The 16,878-nt window shown below is 70.5% G+C and carries 17 protein-coding genes and 1 pseudogene; 12 read left to right on the top strand and 6 right to left on the bottom strand.

The window, feature by feature from the left end:
- Positions 1-94: 94 nt before the first annotated feature.
- Positions 95-580 carry a MarR family winged helix-turn-helix transcriptional regulator gene (locus ACIPWY_RS17745; RefSeq protein WP_393701273.1) on the bottom strand — a complete coding sequence of 162 codons (486 nt, stop codon included), beginning with the start codon at positions 578-580 and terminating at the stop codon, positions 95-97.
- Positions 581-803: 223 nt separating this feature from the next.
- On the opposite strand from ACIPWY_RS17745, the gene ACIPWY_RS17740 reads away from it, so the two are divergent.
- From ACIPWY_RS17740 to ACIPWY_RS17725, 4 genes are all read left to right on the top strand, one after another.
- On the top strand, positions 804-1,295 hold the full coding sequence (locus ACIPWY_RS17740; RefSeq protein ID WP_393701275.1) for a helix-turn-helix transcriptional regulator: 492 nt from the start codon (positions 804-806) through the stop codon (positions 1,293-1,295).
- Positions 1,296-1,380: 85 nt separating this feature from the next.
- Positions 1,381-1,809 carry a helix-turn-helix transcriptional regulator gene (locus ACIPWY_RS17735; RefSeq protein WP_362898250.1) on the top strand — a complete coding sequence of 143 codons (429 nt, stop codon included), beginning with the start codon at positions 1,381-1,383 and terminating at the stop codon, positions 1,807-1,809.
- A gap of 28 nt (positions 1,810-1,837) precedes the next feature.
- Complete coding sequence (locus ACIPWY_RS17730) at positions 1,838-2,437, top strand: hypothetical protein (RefSeq protein WP_401533778.1); 600 nt, start codon at positions 1,838-1,840, stop codon at positions 2,435-2,437.
- 128 nt (positions 2,438-2,565) lie between these two features.
- Entirely contained in the window at positions 2,566-2,907 is a 342-nt protein-coding gene (locus ACIPWY_RS17725; RefSeq protein ID WP_116512297.1) for a DUF2516 family protein, read from the top strand.
- Between the two features lie 56 nt (positions 2,908-2,963).
- On the opposite strand, the gene ACIPWY_RS17720 is transcribed toward ACIPWY_RS17725, so the two are convergent.
- The 3 genes from ACIPWY_RS17720 to ACIPWY_RS17710 form a co-directional block, all read right to left on the bottom strand.
- Positions 2,964-4,220: a PP2C family protein-serine/threonine phosphatase gene (locus ACIPWY_RS17720; RefSeq protein WP_393701627.1), complete on the bottom strand. Its 1,257-nt coding sequence runs from the start codon at positions 4,218-4,220 to the stop codon at positions 2,964-2,966.
- Between the two features lie 376 nt (positions 4,221-4,596).
- A complete protein-coding gene (locus tag ACIPWY_RS17715) occupies positions 4,597-5,658 on the bottom strand; it encodes an NlpC/P60 family protein (RefSeq protein ID WP_362898244.1) in 1,062 nt (353 codons plus the stop codon).
- 250 nt (positions 5,659-5,908) lie between these two features.
- Positions 5,909-6,703, bottom strand: coding sequence for a class I SAM-dependent methyltransferase (locus tag ACIPWY_RS17710; RefSeq protein ID WP_401533775.1), 795 nt, complete (start codon positions 6,701-6,703; stop codon positions 5,909-5,911).
- A 198-nt stretch (positions 6,704-6,901) separates the two neighbouring features.
- On the opposite strand from ACIPWY_RS17710, the gene mshA reads away from it, so the two are divergent.
- The 3 genes from mshA to ACIPWY_RS17695 all read left to right on the top strand — a co-directional run bounded on the left by mshA (position 6,902) and on the right by ACIPWY_RS17695 (position 10,630).
- On the top strand, positions 6,902-8,251 hold the full coding sequence (gene mshA, locus ACIPWY_RS17705; protein ID WP_362898240.1) for a D-inositol-3-phosphate glycosyltransferase: 1,350 nt from the start codon (positions 6,902-6,904) through the stop codon (positions 8,249-8,251).
- 7 nt (positions 8,252-8,258) lie between these two features.
- On the top strand, positions 8,259-8,753 hold the full coding sequence (locus ACIPWY_RS17700; protein ID WP_362898424.1) for a YbjN domain-containing protein: 495 nt from the start codon (positions 8,259-8,261) through the stop codon (positions 8,751-8,753).
- A gap of 179 nt (positions 8,754-8,932) precedes the next feature.
- Positions 8,933-10,630, top strand: a complete 1,698-nt coding sequence (locus tag ACIPWY_RS17695) for a glycosyl hydrolase family 28-related protein (RefSeq protein WP_401533772.1) — start codon at positions 8,933-8,935, stop codon at positions 10,628-10,630.
- Positions 10,631-10,805: 175 nt separating this feature from the next.
- Here ACIPWY_RS17695 and ACIPWY_RS17690 read toward each other — a convergent pair whose 3' ends face one another.
- Entirely contained in the window at positions 10,806-12,122 is a 1,317-nt protein-coding gene (locus ACIPWY_RS17690) for an MDR family MFS transporter (protein WP_390014104.1), read from the bottom strand.
- Positions 12,123-12,352: 230 nt separating this feature from the next.
- Between ACIPWY_RS17690 and ACIPWY_RS17685 the strand changes: the two genes are divergently transcribed.
- Positions 12,353-13,114, top strand: coding sequence for a phosphoglyceromutase (locus tag ACIPWY_RS17685; protein WP_362898234.1), 762 nt, complete (start codon positions 12,353-12,355; stop codon positions 13,112-13,114).
- Between the two features lie 78 nt (positions 13,115-13,192).
- Here the strand turns inward: ACIPWY_RS17685 and ACIPWY_RS17680 are convergent.
- Positions 13,193-13,519 (bottom strand): annotated as a pseudogene (locus ACIPWY_RS17680) (tyrosine-type recombinase/integrase); the annotation flags it as partial.
- A gap of 253 nt (positions 13,520-13,772) precedes the next feature.
- Between ACIPWY_RS17680 and ACIPWY_RS17675 the strand changes: the two are divergent.
- The 4 genes from ACIPWY_RS17675 to ACIPWY_RS17660 all read left to right on the top strand — a co-directional run bounded on the left by ACIPWY_RS17675 (position 13,773) and on the right by ACIPWY_RS17660 (position 16,870).
- A complete protein-coding gene (locus ACIPWY_RS17675; protein WP_393701285.1) occupies positions 13,773-14,459 on the top strand; it encodes a TNT domain-containing protein in 687 nt (228 codons plus the stop codon).
- Positions 14,460-14,539: 80 nt separating this feature from the next.
- Positions 14,540-15,004 carry a hypothetical protein gene (locus tag ACIPWY_RS17670; RefSeq protein WP_401533769.1) on the top strand — a complete coding sequence of 155 codons (465 nt, stop codon included), beginning with the start codon at positions 14,540-14,542 and terminating at the stop codon, positions 15,002-15,004.
- A 206-nt stretch (positions 15,005-15,210) separates the two neighbouring features.
- Positions 15,211-16,257, top strand: coding sequence for a CorA family divalent cation transporter (locus tag ACIPWY_RS17665; protein ID WP_401533767.1), 1,047 nt, complete (start codon positions 15,211-15,213; stop codon positions 16,255-16,257).
- A gap of 106 nt (positions 16,258-16,363) precedes the next feature.
- Entirely contained in the window at positions 16,364-16,870 is a 507-nt protein-coding gene (locus ACIPWY_RS17660) for a DinB family protein (protein WP_362898227.1), read from the top strand.
- Positions 16,871-16,878: the final 8 nt, after the last annotated feature.

Here is a 16,878-nt window from a genome sequence, read left to right as displayed (position 1 = left end):
CTGTGGGCCAACAGGAATGACCGTAGCAGATAGTTTTGTTGCAGACTATCTTTTACGGGCGCATGCAGGGGTATAGGCGAGCGGGGGTGGGTGGTTAGTGCCGACGTGCCCTTCGGGGTGCCGGGTGCGGGCTCTCGGGCGGGGTGGCCAGGTGGCCGTCGACCAGGCGGTTCAGCGCGCGCAGCAGCACCTCGCGCTCTGTCTCGGGGAGCGAGCCGAGCGCCTCTTCGTGGACGCGGTCGGCGATGGCCTGGCTCTCCACGGCGACCTGTGCGCCCTTCTCCGTGACCGCGATGATCCGTGCCCGTCGGTCCCGCGCCGACGGGCGCCGCTCGGCGAGGCCCGCCTTCTCCAGGGCGTCGACCGTCACCACCATCGTGGTCTTGTCCATGTCGCCGATCTCCGCGAGCTGCGCCTGGGTGCGCTCCTCCTCCAGGGCGTGCACCAGAACGCAGTGCATCCGGGCCGTGAGGCCGATCTCGGAGAGGGCCGCCGCCATCTGCGTACGCAGCACATGGCTGGTGCGGTCGAGCAGGAAGGAGAGGTCCGGTTCGGTGCGGGTGGGCGCCATGGAGGTCATGGGTGCAAGGGTAGCCAATTTGATCCGTTGCGGATTATCTGCAACGTGGCCCACCCCAGGGGCACGTCCGGGTGCACCACGTCACCCACCGCCCCGACGTGGTGCTCCACGCGGACCGTGCGATCGTCCCGGCCCCCCCGGGCCCGTCGTGGTCGCCGGTCCCGCGCGCCGGCTCGCGGCGAGTGGCCGGACGCGGGCACGGGCCCGGCCGTACGCTGGCAGCGTGACCCTCGACGACCTCGTAAGGCTGCGCCGGGCCCGGGACATGATGGACCGCGACTACGCGCAGCCCCTCGACGTCCCGGCGCTCGCGCGCGCCTCCCTCATGTCACCCGGGCATTTCTCCCGCAGCTTCCGGGCGGCCTTCGGCGAGACCCCGTACAGCTACCTGATGACCCGCCGTGTCGAGCGGGCCAAGGCGCTGCTGCGCCGGGGCGATCTGAGCGTGACGGAGGTCTGCTTCGAGGTCGGCTGTACGTCGCTGGGGTCGTTCAGCTCGCGCTTCACCGAACTGGTCGGCGAGACCCCGAGCGCGTACCGGGCCCGTAACCACGACCCCGGCGCGGTCATACCCGCGTGCGTCGCCAAGATCCTCACCCGCCCGGTCAGGAACGGACCCGTGGGGAACGCCCGAGTCCTCGACGGCCGAATCCCTGACGGCCAAGTCCTCGACGGAGAAGCGGAAACGGGTCCTCGCGCCCAGGGCCCGGCCTAGGGCCCATGCCGCCTTCCGGGTGGCGTGGCGCACTTTTGCAAGCAGACGCTTGCAATAGTTAGCAAGGTCGAGGCAGTATCGAAGCATGGCATCGCTCAACGTCGGCAATCTCGGTGAGTACCTGCGAGAGCAGCGCCGCAGTGCGCAGCTCTCGCTCAGGCAGCTCGCCGATGCCGCCGGGGTGTCCAATCCGTATCTGAGCCAGATCGAGCGCGGTCTTCGCAAGCCGAGCGCGGAGGTCCTCCAGCAGGTCGCCAAGGCCCTGCGGATCTCCGCCGAGACGCTGTACGTGCGGGCCGGGATCCTCGATGCGGAGCGGGAGCGGGAAGAGGTGGAGACGCGCGCCGTCATCCTCGCCGACCCCTCGCTCAACGAGCGCCAGAAACAAGTGCTGTTGCAGATCTACGAGTCCTTCAGGAAAGAGAACGGGACCGAGGTACAGCACGACCGTCAGGAACACCCCGCCGACGGCCCCCGCACGGCCGGGGGCAGCGGTGCCGAACCCTCAAGCTGAAGCCGATGTGATCCGGGAGGACCACGCCATGGCCATCACCGACGACCTGCGCAAGACCCTCAGCAACCCGACCCCCCTCTACTTCGCCGCCGGCACGGCCGAGCTCGCCTACCAGCAGGCGAAGAAGGTGCCCGGCATCGTGGAGCAGCTGCGTGCCGAGGCCCCGGCCCGCTTCGAGGCCGTACGCAACACCGACCCGAAGGACGTCCAGGAGAAGGCGGCCGGCCGGGCCAAGGAGGCCCAGGCGGTCATCCAGTCCAAGGTCAACGAGGTGCTCGGCTCGCTCGACACCGACCTGAAGAAGATCGGCGAGACCGCACAGGACCTCGCCCTGCGCGGTGTCGGCGTCGCCGCCGAGTACGCCGTCAAGGCCCGCGAGACGTACGAGAAGGTCGCCGAGCACGGCGAGGAGACCGTGCGGGCCTGGCGTGGTGAGGCGGCCGACGAGATCCTCGAGGTCGCCGAGGTCGCCGAGGCCGTCGAGCCCGACACGGAGCCTGTCGCCGGCGTGCCGGCCGCCGCGAAGTCCGGTCCGGCCGAGGCCTCCGCCAAGAAGCCGGTGGCGGCGAAGAAGGCCCCGGTCAAGAAGACGACGACCGCGAAGAAGACCGCGCCCTCCGCGAAGTAGCGGCATGGCGGGGTGACGGAAGCGGTACGGAGCGTACCGAGGGGCGGGCCGGGCACTTACCGAGTGTCCGGCCCGTTCACCGGGTACGGTGGCCGCGTAGAACTGACCTGACTCTGGTGGTGGGCGTTGTGCTGATGTCGGCTTTCGGCGGCTTGATGTGGCTGCTCTACACCGCCATGCTCGTGCTCGCGGTGGTCGCTCTGGTGATGGCCGCGTTCTCGCGCGAGGACGCGTTCCGCGCGGCGGACAAGCAGAACAAGATGTTCTGGCTGATCATCCTCGGGATCGCCGTCGCCGTGAACCTGCTCGTCCCGATGCTGTTCCTCCAGCTCGCGGGGCTCGTCGCGACGATCGTCTTCTTCGTGGACGTGCGGCCCGCGCTCCAGCAGGTGTCGGGCGGCGGCCGGGGCCGCCGTGGCGGTGGCTCCAGCAGCGACGGTCCGTACGGGCCGTACAACGGCGGGCGCTGAGCCCTCCGGCCTGGCCCGGAGCGGCTGAGCCCTCCGGCCCGGCCCGGACGGAAGGCCTAGTTTCCCCGGTCCAGGAGGACGACGGCCACGTCGTCCGTGAGGTCGCCGCCGTTGAGGTCGCGGGCCTCGTTCACCGTCGCGTCGATGAGTTCCTCGCCGCGCAGCCCCTCCGCGAGCCCGCGACGCACCATGTCCACCATGCCGTCCTGGCCCAGGCGCTGCTTGCCGTCGCCGACCCGCCCCTCGATCAGGCCGTCCGTGTAGAGCATCAGGCTCCACACCGGGCCGAGCTCCACCTGCCGGCGCGGCCAGCGGGCGCGCGGCAGCAGGCCGAGGGCCGGTCCGTTGTCCTCGTACGGGAGCAGCTCGGCCGTCGGCGTTCCGGGCACGCGGGGGGATCCGGGGGCGCGGGTGTACGTGGGGCGGGAGATCAGCGGCGACGGGTGACCGGCCAGGCACAGGCCGGCACGGCGGCCGTCGGGGGAGATGTCGACCGTGCACAGCGTCGCGAAGATCTCGTCGTCCGCCCGCTCGTGTTCGAGGACCTGCTGGAGCGTGGAGAGCAGCTCGTCGCCGCACAGTCCGGCGAACGTCAACGCACGCCAGGCGATGCGCAGTTCGACGCCGAGCGCGGCCTCGTCGGGGCCGTGTCCGCAGACGTCGCCGATCATGGCGTGCACCGTGCCGTCCGGCGTGCGGACGGCGTCGTAGAAGTCGCCGCCGAGCAGCGCGCGGGAGCGGCCGGGGCGGTAGCGGGCCGCGAAGCGCAGCGGGGAGCCGTCCAGGAGCGGCGTCGGGAGCAGGCCGCGCTCCAGGCGGGCGTTCTCCTGGGCGCGCAGCCGGGACTCGGCGAGCTTGCGCTGGGCGACGTCGGCGCGCCTGCGCTCGACGGCGTAGCGGACGGCGCGGCCCAGCAGGCGGCCGTCCAGCTCGTCGCGGAACAGATAGTCCTGGGCGCCGACGCGCACGGCCTCGGCGCCGCGCTCCGCGTCGCCGGACGCGGTGAGGGCGAGGACGGCGTGGCGCGGCGCGAGGCGCAGGACGTGCCGGAGGGTCTCCAGCTCGTCGGCGTCCGCGGCGGCGCCGGGCGCGGGCAGGGCGAGGTCGAGCAGGATGCAGTGGACGTCGTCGGTGAGGAGCCGCTCGGCCTCGGTGAGGTTGCGGGCGGTACGGACGCGGATCGGCTTGCCCGCCGAGTCGGTCAGTTCGGGCACGCCGAGGGACGCGGTGGGGTCGTCCTCGATGACGAGGAGCGTCAGAGGGCCACCTCCGCCGCTCTGGGCGCCGGAGGCCGTGGGCTGCCGGGGCAGCATGACGGGCGGTGTCGGCACAGTCGGAGCCTGACCACCTTCCACGGCCGGGATCGCTCTCTGCCGCGGTACGGGTACGGGCATCGCTCGGTTCCTTCCCTCCCCCCGAGGGCGTGGTGGAGCGAAGGATCGTCGCACCACCGACGGTGGACCTTAGCGGTAGGCGGCGTCGCAACGGAATGGTGCGAGGCAAACCGCCACTGTCATATGCCCTGTCAGTTAACGCAATTGAGCACGCCAGCGCCCCCTGCGGGCGTTTCGGGGATGACGAAGGTCACGTGGCGGGGCTGCAACCGGAGCCGTTTCAGTGCCGTGGGTCACGTGGCGCAGGTCACCGGACGGCATTCCGGCTCAAAGCTCACGCATCCGGGATCAAAGCTCACGCATCAGGGCGGACGACCCCGAGGATCGCCATCGAGCCGGCGCCCGCGATCGTGACGCTCCGGCCGGGCCGTGGGGCGTGCACGATCGCGCCGTCCCCTATATACATCCCGACGTGGCTGGCGTCGTCGTGGTAAATGATCAGGTCGCCGGGGCGCATGTCCTTGATGCCGATGTGCTTGAGCTGCTTCCACTGCTCCTGCGAGGTCCGCGGGATCGGCCGCCCGGCCGCCGACCAGGCCTGCGAGGTCAGGCCCGAGCAGTCGTACGAGTCGGGGCCCTCGGCGCCCCACACGTAGGGCTTGCCGATCTCGCCGGTGGCGAACGCGACCGCCTTCTTGCCCCGCGCCGACGCGCTGCTCTTGATGTCCTTGAGGACCCCCGAGCTGAGCCAGGCCGTCTGTGCCTTGTACTCGGCCTGCTGCTCCAGCTTCTTCAGGCGCTCGCGCTCTTCCTTCTCGAGCTGTGACTCGATCTTCTCTGCGGCCGCGATCCTGCTCTTGATCTTCTTCTGCGCGCGGGCCTTCTCCTTGCGGTTGGCCTCGAGCTTCTTCCAGTTCCGCGAGGCGTCCTGGGCGTACGTCTGCAGGTCCTCCTGCGTCCGGGTCATCTCGCCCATGAGCCCCTTGGTGGCGTGCTGCCCCTGCCGCATCCGGTCCGCGCCGTCCAGGAACCGCGAGGGGTCGTCCGAGAGCATCAGCCGCGCCTCCGGCGGCAGCCCGCCGTCGCGGTACTGCTGGCGGGCCGCCGCGCCCGCGCGGGACTTCAGGCGGTCCAGCTTCTTCTGGCCGGCGACGATGTCCTTGGCCAGCTGGACGATCTGTCCCGACTGCTTGTCGGCCTTCTCCTCGGCCGCGTTGTACGCGTCCGTGGCGACGGCCGCGTCGTGGTAGAGCCCGTCGAGCTGGGCGCGGACCGCCTCAAGGTCCTTGCCGCTGTCGGCCGTTGACGGCGGCGCGGGCCGTGCGGGACTCGCGTACGCGGCGCCTGGCGCCGTCAGTACGGTCATCGCGCTGACCAGCGCCACGGCCGCCATGACTGTCGTCCTCCGCTTGCTCATCGCGCTCCGCCCCCAAGCCGACAGTGGCCGCCGCCGCGGCCGCCACCAAAACTGATTTACCGTCAGTAACTTACGGATGCCCTGGGGATGGTGCCATGCCGGCGCCGAATACGACAGAGCCGGGCAACAACTCCCTATCCACTCCCGGCCCGCCCCCTCAGCCCCCTACGCCCCTGTCCCGCACCGTCTGACGTACGGCACCCGGAGATCGTTCCCCGCCGTCCACCGCGAAATCGTTCCCCGCGGTCCGTCAGCCTCGCGGGGCCAACGCCTCCCAGGCGACCGTCACTTCCCCCTGCCGCCACCGCGAGGGCCGGTCGAGGACCGGCCAGTCCGCGCTCAGCGCCCGCGCCGTCCGGATCCACCGCTGCCGCGCCCCGTACGAGGCGTAGGGGGCGGCAGCCGCCCAGGCGCGGTCGAAGTCGCGAAGGAACGCGTGGACCGGCTCGCCCGGCACGTTCCGGTGGATCAGCGCCTTGGGGAGGCGCTCGGCGAGGTCGGAGGGGCGGTCGAGGGAGCCGAGGCGGGTCGCGAAGGTGACCGTGCGCGGGCCCTCCGGTCCGAGTGCCACCCACACGTGGCGCCGGCCGATCTCGTCGCAGGTCCCCTCGACCAGGAGCCCGCCGGGCGCGAGCCGTGCGGTCAGCCGCCGCCAGACCTCGGCGACCTGGTCCTCGTCGTACTGCCGCAGCACGTTCGCGGCCCTGATCAGGAGCGGATCGTGGGGGAGGGGCACCTCGAACCCGCCGTGCCGGAAGGTGAGGCCGTCCCGTTCGTAGGGGAGGGCGGCGGCGACCCGCGCGGGCTCGATCTCGATGCCCACCACGCACGCGCGTGGCGCCCCGGTGCGCAGGCGCTGCAGCAGCTCGACCGCGGTCCAGGGTGCGGCGCCGTAGCCGAGGTCGACGGCGACGGGGTGGGTGGCGCGGCGCAGGGCGGCGCCGTGCGTGGCCGCGATCCAGCGGTCCATGCGGCGCAGGCGATTGGGGTTGGTGGTCCCGCGTGTGACCGTTCCCACGGCGCGGGACGGAGGGCGCGGGCTCATGGTTAAGAGGGTATGCGGCCGGGCCCGGAGGCCCAGGGTTGAGTCTCCGACGGTAATGATTCGGCAAAACGGAAATGGAGCGGAGTGCTCCGGTGTTGGAGGGGCTGAAGGAGGGTTCGTGCCCGGACTCCGTGCATGCGGTTGTCCGCGGTCGTGAGCCCCCCGACGAGTCGTGCCCGCAGCAAGGAGGACCGCCACGTGAGCCAGTACGTGTCCAGGCTCCGCCGTTCCGGGGCCTCGTCCCAGCGGCTCAGGTTCCCCGGCGCGCACCGCAGACCGCGTCGTGTCGCGATGCTCAGCGTCCACACGTCACCGCTGCACCAGCCCGGCATGGGCGACGCGGGCGGCATGAACGTCTACATCGTCGAGCTCGCCAAGCGCCTCGCCGCGATCAACATCGAGGTCGAGATCTTCACGCGCGCCACGACCGGCACGCTGCCCCCCTCCGTCGAGCTGGCGCCCGGCGTCCTGGTCCGGCACGTGGACGCGGGCCCCTACGAGGGCCTCGCCAAGGAGGAGCTGCCGGCCCAGCTCTGCGCCTTCACGCACGGCGTGATGCAGGCGTGGGCGGGCCACCGGCCGGGCTATTACGACCTCGTCCACTCGCACTACTGGCTCTCCGGTCACGTCGGCTGGCTGGCCGCCGAGCGCTGGGGCGTCCCCCTCGTACACGCCATGCACACCATGGCCAAGGTCAAGAACTCCGCGCTCGCCGAGGGAGACACCCCCGAGCCTGCCGCGCGCGTCATCGGCGAGACCCAGATCGTCCGCGCCGCCGACCGCCTCATCGCGAACACCGCGGAGGAGGCCGACGAGCTGGTACGCCACTACGAGGCCGAAGCGGGCAAGGTCGCGGTCGTCCACCCCGGCGTGAACCTGGACCGTTTCCGCCCCGCCGACGGCCGCGCCGCCGCCCGCAAGCGCCTGGGCCTGCCCCAGGACGCGCTCATCCCGCTCTTCGCGGGCCGCATCCAGCCCCTCAAGGCGCCGGACATCCTGCTGCGGGCCGTCGCCGTCCTCCTGGACGAGCGGCCCGAGCTGCGCTCGCGGATCGTCGTGCCCGTGGTGGGCGGCCCCAGCGGCAGCGGTCTGGCCAAGCCGGAGGGGCTGCAGAAGCTCGCCGCCAAGCTCGGCATCGCGGACGTCGTCCGCTTCCGCCCGCCCGTCGGCCAGGACCAGCTCGCGGACTGGTTCCGCGCGGCCTCGGTCCTCGTCATGCCGTCCTACAGCGAGTCCTTCGGGCTCGTCGCCATAGAGGCGCAGGCGGCCGGTACGCCGGTGATCGCGGCCGCGGTCGGCGGTCTGCCCGTCGCCGTGCGCGACGAGACGACCGGCTTCCTGGTCCCGGGCCACGACCCGGCCGCGTACGCGCACCGGCTCGGCGAGTTCGCCGACCGTCCACAGCTTGTGGACAGCATGGGCGCCGCCGCGGCGGCGCACGCGCAGGGCTTCGGCTGGGACACGGCGGCCTCCGCGACGGCCGACGTGTACACGGCGGCCACCTACGAGCACCGCCACCCCCGTCACGTAACCTCGCTGCATGGCTGACAGCACCATGGCCGGCGCGGCGGCCGTCATCGAGCAGGTCCTCACCGAGGCCGAGCTCGAATGGGAGAGCCCCGAGCCCGGTTCGTCGTACGTCGTGAAGCTGCCCGGGACGCGCAAGCTGTCGACGACGCTCTCGCTGCTCGTCGGCAAGCACTCGCTCTCGCTGAACGCGTTCGTGATCCGGCACCCGGACGAGAACGAGCAGGGCGTCCACCGCTGGCTCCTGGAGCGCAACCTCCGGCTGTACGGCGTGAGTTACGCGGTCGACCAGCTCGGCGACATCTACCTCACGGGCAAGCTGCCCCTCGCGGCCGTCACCCCGGACGGGGTCGACCGCCTCCTCGGCTCGGTCCTGGAGGCCGCGGACGGCGCGTTCAACACGCTCCTCGAGCTCGGTTTCGCGAGCGCGATCCGCCGCGAGTACGCCTGGCGGGTGTCGCGCGGGGAGTCCACGCGCAACCTCGACGCGTTCACGAATCTGACCCAGCGCCCCGCCGAATAGCGCACCAAGCGGCCCCCAAGTAGTTCTTCTCTCCTGCCCATTCACTGTTGCACCCGTTCGCTGTTGCGCGCCCCCTTCCGCCGCGGGGGTCGCCGTGGCATGCTCGCGGCCCACGCGGACATGAACACTGTTCATGTAGGTGAATGTGCTCGAAGCTGAATCGTGTGGAGGCGGCGGCGGTGGAGAACCTCAGCAGACGCGGGTTGTTGGGCAGCGCGATAGCGGTGGCGGCCGTGACGGTGACGGGAACCGGCGCGCGGGCCGCTACGGCGGGGTCCGGCGCGACGGGGTCCACCACGGCGCGCTCCGGTGAAGTGCCGTCCATCTGGCGCGAGTTCACCCGCACCCCCTACACGCACCCGCAGATCCCGTACGTCGGCCGGGCCGGGTACCGCGCCGGCCGCCACGACTTCGTCCGTCCCCGCGTCGTCGCCGACGTCGTACGCGACTACGGCGCCCGGCCCGACGGCTCGGCCGACGCCGCCCCCGCGATCAACCGTGCCCTCGCCGACGCCGGACAGGCCGGCGGGGGCACGGTCCACCTGCCCCCGGGCACGTACCGCATCGACGACCTCATCCGCATCGGCCACTCCGGCGTCGTCCTGCGCGGCGCGGGCAGCACCCGCACCAAGCTGTACGCGACCCGCAGCCTCACCGAACTCGTCGGTGTCTACGGCTCACGCTACGGCGGCGACAAGTCCAGCTGGTCCTGGGCGGGCGGCCTGATCTGGCTCTGCCCCGAGGACCGCTTCCGCACCCTCACCGACGCGATCAGGGCGAAGGCCTGGCCCTTCGAGGGCTGGACCGGCAACAAACGCGACGAGTGGGACACGCTGACGGCCGTCGAGCCCGCCACCCGCGGCTCCTGGACGGTGACCGTCGCCGACGCGTCCCGCCTCTCGCACGGCGACCTGGTCCTCCTGCGCCTCGCCGACGACCCCGGCCACACCCTCCTCGAACACATGGCGGGCGGCGGCCCTGGCCCCGAGGCGTACGTCTGGGACGACAAGACCAAGCTGACCTCGTACGTCCCCTACGAATGGCCCGTACGGATCGCCTCCGTGCACGGCCGCCGCGTCACCTTCGAACGCCCGCTCCCCCTCGACGTACGCCCGGAGTGGGACCCGCGGCTGACCACGCACGCCGGCGCCCTGACCGGCTCGGGCGTCGAGGCGCTGACGCTGGAAGCGGTCGAGACCCCGCAGTCGCAGCATCTCCTCGACAAGGGCTACAACGGCGTCGCGTTCCAGTGCGCGTACGACTGCTGGGCCGACGACGTCACCGTCCGCCACGTCGACAACGGCTTCGGCCTGGTCGCCGCGTCCGCCTGCACCCTGCGCCGCACGCGCGTCGCGGGCCGCGGCTCGCACCACCCGTACTTCTGCCGCGAGGGCTCCCACGACAACCTCGTCGAGTCGTTCACGATCGAGCAGCGCACCGTCCCCGCCCCCGCGGGCACGCAGCTGCACGGCATCAACGTCGAGGGCCTGTCGTCGTACAACGTGTGGTCGCGCGGTGAGATGGAGATGGGCACGTTCGACTCGCACCGCGGCATGCCCTTCGCGAACGTACGAACCGACATCACGGTGAACAACAACGGCCGGCACGGCGGCGACGCGTCTGCGGGACCGCTCTTCGGGGCCCGCTTCACGCACTGGAACATCCGCGTCACGAACCAGCGCGCCGGCCTGATGCGCATCGACGGCCTCGCGCCGTACAGCGCGACCGTCGCCGTCAACACGGTCCGCGAGTTCGACCAGACCGACGTCCCGGACTTCACCGGCGACCTGCACTCCCGCCTTGAGCTGTACGGCGACGGGGTGTCGGACACGGTCCGGCCCGGGAACCTGTACGAGGCGCAGCGGGGGGTCGGGTGAGGGGGCTGACGGCGCTGAGGGGTCGGGGCGGATACCTGACGTGGGCGTCTGGCGCTTCGCTTCAGGGCGGCATCTCATGCACTCCGTAGCGGGGCAACTGCTTACCTCTGTAACGGTCGGCCTGTGATGCCTGAGCGATCCCTCACCTCACGTGTCCCTACCGGACTCGACGAGGTCACGCCGCCTGAGTGACGGTGTTCGAGGGGGCAGCAGCCTTCGGCTCGGGCAACTCGGTCAGCTCGGGCAGCTCCGGTGGCGCGGGCGGCGTGGTCGGGGGCGTCGCCTCTGTCGGCAGCCCCCGCATCAGTACCCAGTAACCGAGTGCCGCGACCGTGCCGAGTGCCGCGCAGCCCGCCCACAGCCAGTTCGCGCCGAACCGGTCGATCGTGATGCCCGAGGCCAGTGGTGCGACCAGGGCCGCTACCGACCATGACATCGCGTACATGCCCTGGTAGCGGCCGCGTCCGTGGGTCGGGGCGAGCCGCGCCACCAGGCCGGACTGCGTGGGGGCGTTGACCATTTCGCCGAGTGTCCACACGACGACGATCAGGGCGTACGCGGCCATCGAACCGGCGAACGCGGTGAGCGCGAAGCCGTAGCCGATGAGGAGCGAGGAGACCGTCAGCAGGCGGCCCGCGTCGCGCTTCTCGATGAAGCGGGTCAGCGGGATCTGCAGTGCCACGATGACGATGCCGTTGACGGCGGCGACGAGTCCGACGTCCGAACTGCTCAGTCCCGCCTGCCCCATGACGATGGGCAGCCCGGACGAGGACTGGGTGAAGACGACGGAGATGAGGAACGACAGGCCCACCATCAGCATGTACCGGCCGTCGCGCACCACGGTCAGCATCGTCACGTCGGCGACGGGCGCCGCGTCGGGCTTCGGTTCGGCGCGCTCGGGCCGCGACTCGGGCACCTTCACGAACACCAGGACCGCGCAGGCCAGCGTCATCGCGGCCTCGACGAGGAAGCCGGCGGTGTAGCTGGTGGCGACGAGGAAACCGGCGTAGACGGAGGAGACGGCGAAGCCGAGGTTGATGGCCCAGTAGTTGAGCGAGAAGGCCCGCACACGGTCCTTCGGCGCGACGAGGTCGGCCATCATCGCCTGCACGGCGGGCCGCGACGCGTTCGAGGCGACGCCGAGCAGGAAGCCGGTCACCGCGATCCCGGCGGGGTCGCGCACGAAGCCGAGCACGGCGACGGTCGCGGCGGTCGCGAGCTGCGCCGCGAGGAGGGTGGGCCGCCGCCCGATCCGGTCCGCGAGCACCCCGCCGAGCAGCGACGCGATCATGCCGCCGAGCCCGATGAGCGCGGCGACGAGACCCGCGAACGACGCGGAGAAGTGGCGCTCCGTGGTCAGGTACAGCGCCATGAAGGTGAGGACGAAGGCGCCCAGGCGGTTGATCAGGGTGCTGGTCCACAGCCACCAGAACTGGCGTGGCAGACCGGACACACTCTCGTGTGCGGCCCGTCTGAGTGAGGTGACGGACATCGGGACGGATCCCCCCTGGGACATTCGGTGCTGTGTAAGCGGCGCTATTGCTACGCGTAACTTACGAGGGGTGGGGGCGGGGCAGCCACTCAATTGACGGCGACCGTCAATCGTCGGCGACCCGTCTCCGTACCGTCGGACCTGTACCGCGGACCTGTACCGCGGGCCCGTACCGTCCGGCCTGTGGCCAGGCGCGCGGGGCGCCGGAGGCTTGGATTAGGCTCGGAGCCATGGCCGACGCACCGTACAAGCTGATCCTCCTCCGCCACGGCGAGAGCGAATGGAACGCGAAGAACCTGTTCACCGGTTGGGTGGACGTCAACCTCAACGAGAAGGGCGAGAAGGAGGCAGTCCGCGGCGGTGAGCTGCTCAAGGACGCAGGCCTGCTCCCCGACGTCGTGCACACCTCGCTCCAGAAGCGCGCGATCCGCACGGCCCAGCTGTCGCTGGAGGCCGCGGACCGCCACTGGATCCCCGTCCACCGCTCGTGGCGCCTGAACGAGCGGCACTACGGTGCGCTCCAGGGCAAGGACAAGGCACAGACGCTGGCCGAGTTCGGCGAGGAGCAGTTCATGCTCTGGCGCCGCTCGTACGACACCCCGCCGCCGCCGCTGGCCCGCGACGCGGAATACTCCCAGTTCAACGACGCGCGCTACGCGACCCTCCCGCCGGAGCTGCGCCCGCAGACGGAGTGCCTCAAGGACGTCGTCGTCCGCATGCTCCCGTACTGGTTCGACGACATCGTCCCGGACCTCCTGGACGGCAAGACGGTCCTGGTCGCGGCCCACGGCAACAGCCTGCGCGCCCTGGTCAAGCACCTCGACGGCATTTCCGACGCCGACATCGCGGGCCTGAACATCCCGACGGGCATCCCGCTGTCCTACGAGCTCGACGCGGACTTCAAGCCCCTGAAGCCGGGCGGCACGTACCTGGACCCGGACGCGGCCGCCGCCGCGATCGAGGCGGTCAAGAACCAGGGCAAGAAGAAGTAGCTTTCGTGATCATGCCCCTGAGCTGCGCACACGGCGCGGCTCAGGGGCATTTTCATGGCCTGGGCCCTCTCTGGGCCCTCAGCTCTCCGGGTCCTGAGGCCGGAGAACTCGCCCCAGAGCCTTCCGGGCCCGGTCCCGGCTGCTTGGCATGAGGTGTGCGTACACCTTCAGCGTCAGGCCGGGGTCAGAGTGCCCGAGGTACTCCGCGAGGGCCTTGATGCTCTCCCCGGCATCCAGGAGTACGGACGCGTAGACGTGCCGGATGGCGTGCATGGCGTGTATGCCGTGCTCGGGGCGGCGGCGTGCTCGCGGCTCTTGGCCTTGGGGATGATGCCCGCCTTGGCGAGCCCGGGCTTCCCAGTGGTCTTCGTTCAGCGACGTACGCCAGACGTGCCCACCCTTGGGCGCTCGGCCTGCCACTGGCCAGTAGGCACTACCAGTAGGCACTGGCCAGTAGGCACTAACTAGGCCGATCAGGAGAAAACGCGGCTCCGATCGAGTGGTGGCGCGTATCCGCTTCCTCACGCGCCACCGAGGGGGCAATTGACTGAGGGTTACCAAGCCACGGTGCCCGCGTCACGGGGCGCCCTCGCACGACCGCGATGCCCGTGTGCGCCACCCATGGACTGCGCCCGGGCATCAAGAAGGGACCAACTGTATGCGGGTGCTGCGGAATTTCGTCTGGAGTGCGATCGCCTCGCTGCTCCTCCTGGTTGGGTTGTCACCGACGGCCGCCCACGCCGCCAACGGCGGCCACGCCCGCCCCGGCATCCACTGCCCGACCGATATCCGAACGCGCGGTATGAACGGCGCGCCCAACCCGGCGCTGGAACCGTACTACCTCGACGACTGGCGGCTCGGCCCCCGGAACCTTCCGAAGACCGGCGCCATCGGTGAGATGCTGCGGGGGTACCACCGCACGGGCCCGACCTCGGCGTACTGGTTCCTCGGGTGCTACTGGCAGACCAACCCGCAGACGGGGGAATCCGGTTGGTGGTACCCGGACGCCAACGGCTTCGTCCTCGACCGCCAGGGCAAGCCGGTGCAGAAGGCGCTGACCCTCCGCGTGGGACAGCTGGTCGATCTCTTCGGCAGCGGGCGTGGCAACTTCCTCGCCCCCGCCGGAACGCCGTACAGCAAGCGCGCCATCCCGCCCAGCAACCTCGACGAGTACACCAATGCCTATCCGTCCAGCTACCACCTGTACCGGGTCACCGAAGCGTTCACCGTGCAGGCCGGGCGCATCCGGCCGTGGTTCGGTCAGCCCGGGCTGGGGATCCAGTACATGACGGACAAGAGGATCCCGGACCTGGTCGCCGCCCAAAAGCTCGAAGCGCTGAACTGATCGTGGCCGCACGCTTCTGGGCGGGACCCGGCGTGGCCGGGTCCCGCCCAGAAGCGGGTCGATGGAGTAGAGCCGACGTAATGAACAGGACAGAACTTGCCGAGCGGCTCCGCCACGAAGGAGTCCCGGACGCCCTGTACGAGATCCGGGGTGTCCACAGCGTCCCCATCCAACTGGACGCCTACTACGTCCTGCGCCCGGAGGCGGACGCGTGGCTGGTCCTTCTGCGCCAACGGGGTCAGGACAGCGTCATCGCGCGTCTCGGGACCGAGGCGGAGGCGTGCCGCTTCCTGTACGACACGATCACTAAGCTTCCGCCGCCCGTGCCCGGCGGCGCGGAGCGGGTCGACCGGCTCCTGGCGAACAGCGACGAGATCCAGCGCCAGGCCGAGGAGGACTTCGAACGGGCTCCGCGCCACGGTGTCGACGACCACATGTCTCAGGACGGCGACGGACCGTCTGACGCCTCAGGGATGTCCCGTGGTGTCGTAGGTCTGCCATGGGGAGGTCGTCCACGGCGATGGCAGTTCGGTGGCGGCACGTGACGTGGTGCATCGGGTACCAACCCTCAGTCGTCGGACCGCTTGTCGCCTGCCTTGTCGCCCGGCTTGTCGCACCCCGCTGATCCACTCGTCACCCGTCCGGTCCGCACCGTGCAGCAGATGACTGTGTCCGAGTGCGGAGATACCGGATCGCACTCACGCTGGGACCGTCGGAGTCGTGACCAACGGTGAGGGCCATGATCGTAACGATGGTGTCGATGCCAGAGGTGACCGTCACGCGTACCGACGTGTCCGAGGCACGTGAGCGGCTCGCCGCGGCCCGCTTTCTGATCGTCGACATCGAGCTGCCGGAAGAGGCGCCGGCGGATGCGGATGCGGATGCGGATGCGGATGGCGCTGCGGATGCGGGGGGCACTGCGGATTCGGATGGCGAGGCTCTGGCGCGTCAGCTCGGTCTGGAGGCTGACGACTTGGCCTGGTTCGGCAGGAAGGGCGAGCCCGCGCGGGCCGATTTCCTGGGGAAGAAGGCCGGCTTCGTCATACCCGTGGTCCACGGCGACCAGGTCGCCTACATCCACGCGCTGGTGACCGAGCGGTTCCTGGTCACTGTTCACCGTGGCCAGGCGGGCCTGGCGTCGAACATCACCGCGCAGCTCCGGCACGAGAGTCCCCCCGACGTCGTGGCCGTGCTCTTCCTGCTGCTCCAGGAGGCGCTGGCTACCTTCCGCCGGGCCGCCGTGCGGGACCTGCTGCTGGCGGAGGAACTCGAGGACGACATGTTCCAGGAACGGCGCCCCGAGCAGGTCTACAACCTGTCGAAGCTGCGACGGCGCTCCGCCCTCCTGCACCACTCGCTGCTTCCCTACCTTCAGGCGGTGGACGAGGTCTTCACCCGCCGGATGCTGAACCCCAAGTTCCCGGAGGAGCGGCAAAGGCTCGCCCAGGAGTTCCAGAACGCGGCGAGGCTGGTCCTTACGGACATCGAGTCCCTCCAGGATGCCTCCCGTCGTGCTTACGCCAGCTACGCCTCCCTCGCCGCGGGCGAGCAGAACGGCGTGATCAACCGGCTGGCCATCGTGTCGACGATCTTCCTGCCGCTGACGTTCCTGAGCGGATTCTTCGGGATGAACTTCACCTACCTGACCGACGAACTGGAGAGCAGGGTCGTCTTCTGGCTGCTCGCCGTGGGGCTTCAGGTGGCTGTCCTGTGCGTGGCCTTCTACGTACTGCACCGCACCCGCATCTGGCGGCGGCTGCGGGACGAGGACCAGGTGCGGGACGAGGACCAGGGCTAGGGCCTGTCCGGCGGATCATGTCGGGCGGCCGGCGGTGGGTGGAGCAGGTTGGGCCCTCCGCGAAATGCCTCGACATCGGTCGGGGTGATCGGGGACGCTTCCCGCGATGACCAGAATCGACGACACGCCGCCCGCGTGGGACGAGCGTACTCAGCTGACCACGTTTCTCGACTACACACGGGACACCGCCCGCGCCAAGTGCGAGGGCGTCTCCGCGGAGAACGCCCGCAAGGCGCTCCTGCCGGGCTCACCGCTGATGACCATGAGCGGAGTGATCAACCACCTCCGCTGGGTCGAGTACTACTGGTTCCAGGTGGTCTTCCTCGGTGAGGAGGACCGGGGCCCCTGGACCGAGGAGGACCCCGACCGCGAGATGCGTATCGCCGTCGACTTCCCGCTCACGCAGCTGCTCGACGAATACGCGGAACAGAGCGCCCACTACCGCGAACTGGTCGCCGGGAACGGCCTGGACAAGCAGGCCCAGCGAACCATCCGCAACGGCCTCCACGTCGACCTGCGCTGGATCCTCCTCCACCTCACAGAGGAGACAGCCCGCCACAACGGCCACCTGGACATCCTGCGCGAGATTCTCGACGGCACAACCGGCTACTAGATCCGGCG

The sequence above is a fragment of the Streptomyces sp. NPDC090032 genome, assembly GCF_044748025.1.
Classification (GTDB): domain Bacteria; phylum Actinomycetota; class Actinomycetes; order Streptomycetales; family Streptomycetaceae; genus Streptomyces.
Note: the sequence above shows the minus strand (reverse complement) of the source record. Positions and strands in the feature narration are given on the sequence as shown.

Excerpts from the sequence above, each read along its gene's own strand:
- ACIPWY_RS17665 (WP_401533767.1), top strand. The coding sequence starts at position 15,211 with ATGGTGTCGATGCCAGAGGTGACCGTCACGCGTACCGACGTGTCCGAG.
- ACIPWY_RS17720 (WP_393701627.1), bottom strand. The coding sequence starts at position 4,220 with ATGCTGCCCCGGCAGCCCACGGCCTCCGGCGCCCAGAGCGGCGGAGGT.
- ACIPWY_RS17685 (WP_362898234.1), top strand. The coding sequence starts at position 12,353 with ATGGCCGACGCACCGTACAAGCTGATCCTCCTCCGCCACGGCGAGAGC.
- ACIPWY_RS17745 (WP_393701273.1), bottom strand. The coding sequence starts at position 580 with ATGACCTCCATGGCGCCCACCCGCACCGAACCGGACCTCTCCTTCCTG.
- ACIPWY_RS17710 (WP_401533775.1), bottom strand. The coding sequence starts at position 6,703 with ATGAGCCCGCGCCCTCCGTCCCGCGCCGTGGGAACGGTCACACGCGGG.
- ACIPWY_RS17675 (WP_393701285.1), top strand. The coding sequence starts at position 13,773 with ATGCGGGTGCTGCGGAATTTCGTCTGGAGTGCGATCGCCTCGCTGCTC.
- ACIPWY_RS17660 (WP_362898227.1), top strand. The coding sequence starts at position 16,364 with ATGACCAGAATCGACGACACGCCGCCCGCGTGGGACGAGCGTACTCAG.
- ACIPWY_RS17700 (WP_362898424.1), top strand. The coding sequence starts at position 8,259 with ATGGCCGGCGCGGCGGCCGTCATCGAGCAGGTCCTCACCGAGGCCGAG.
- ACIPWY_RS17730 (WP_401533778.1), top strand. The coding sequence starts at position 1,838 with ATGGCCATCACCGACGACCTGCGCAAGACCCTCAGCAACCCGACCCCC.
- ACIPWY_RS17670 (WP_401533769.1), top strand. The coding sequence starts at position 14,540 with ATGAACAGGACAGAACTTGCCGAGCGGCTCCGCCACGAAGGAGTCCCG.
- ACIPWY_RS17690 (WP_390014104.1), bottom strand. The coding sequence starts at position 12,122 with ATGTCCGTCACCTCACTCAGACGGGCCGCACACGAGAGTGTGTCCGGT.
- ACIPWY_RS17735 (WP_362898250.1), top strand. The coding sequence starts at position 1,381 with ATGGCATCGCTCAACGTCGGCAATCTCGGTGAGTACCTGCGAGAGCAG.
- ACIPWY_RS17715 (WP_362898244.1), bottom strand. The coding sequence starts at position 5,658 with ATGAGCAAGCGGAGGACGACAGTCATGGCGGCCGTGGCGCTGGTCAGC.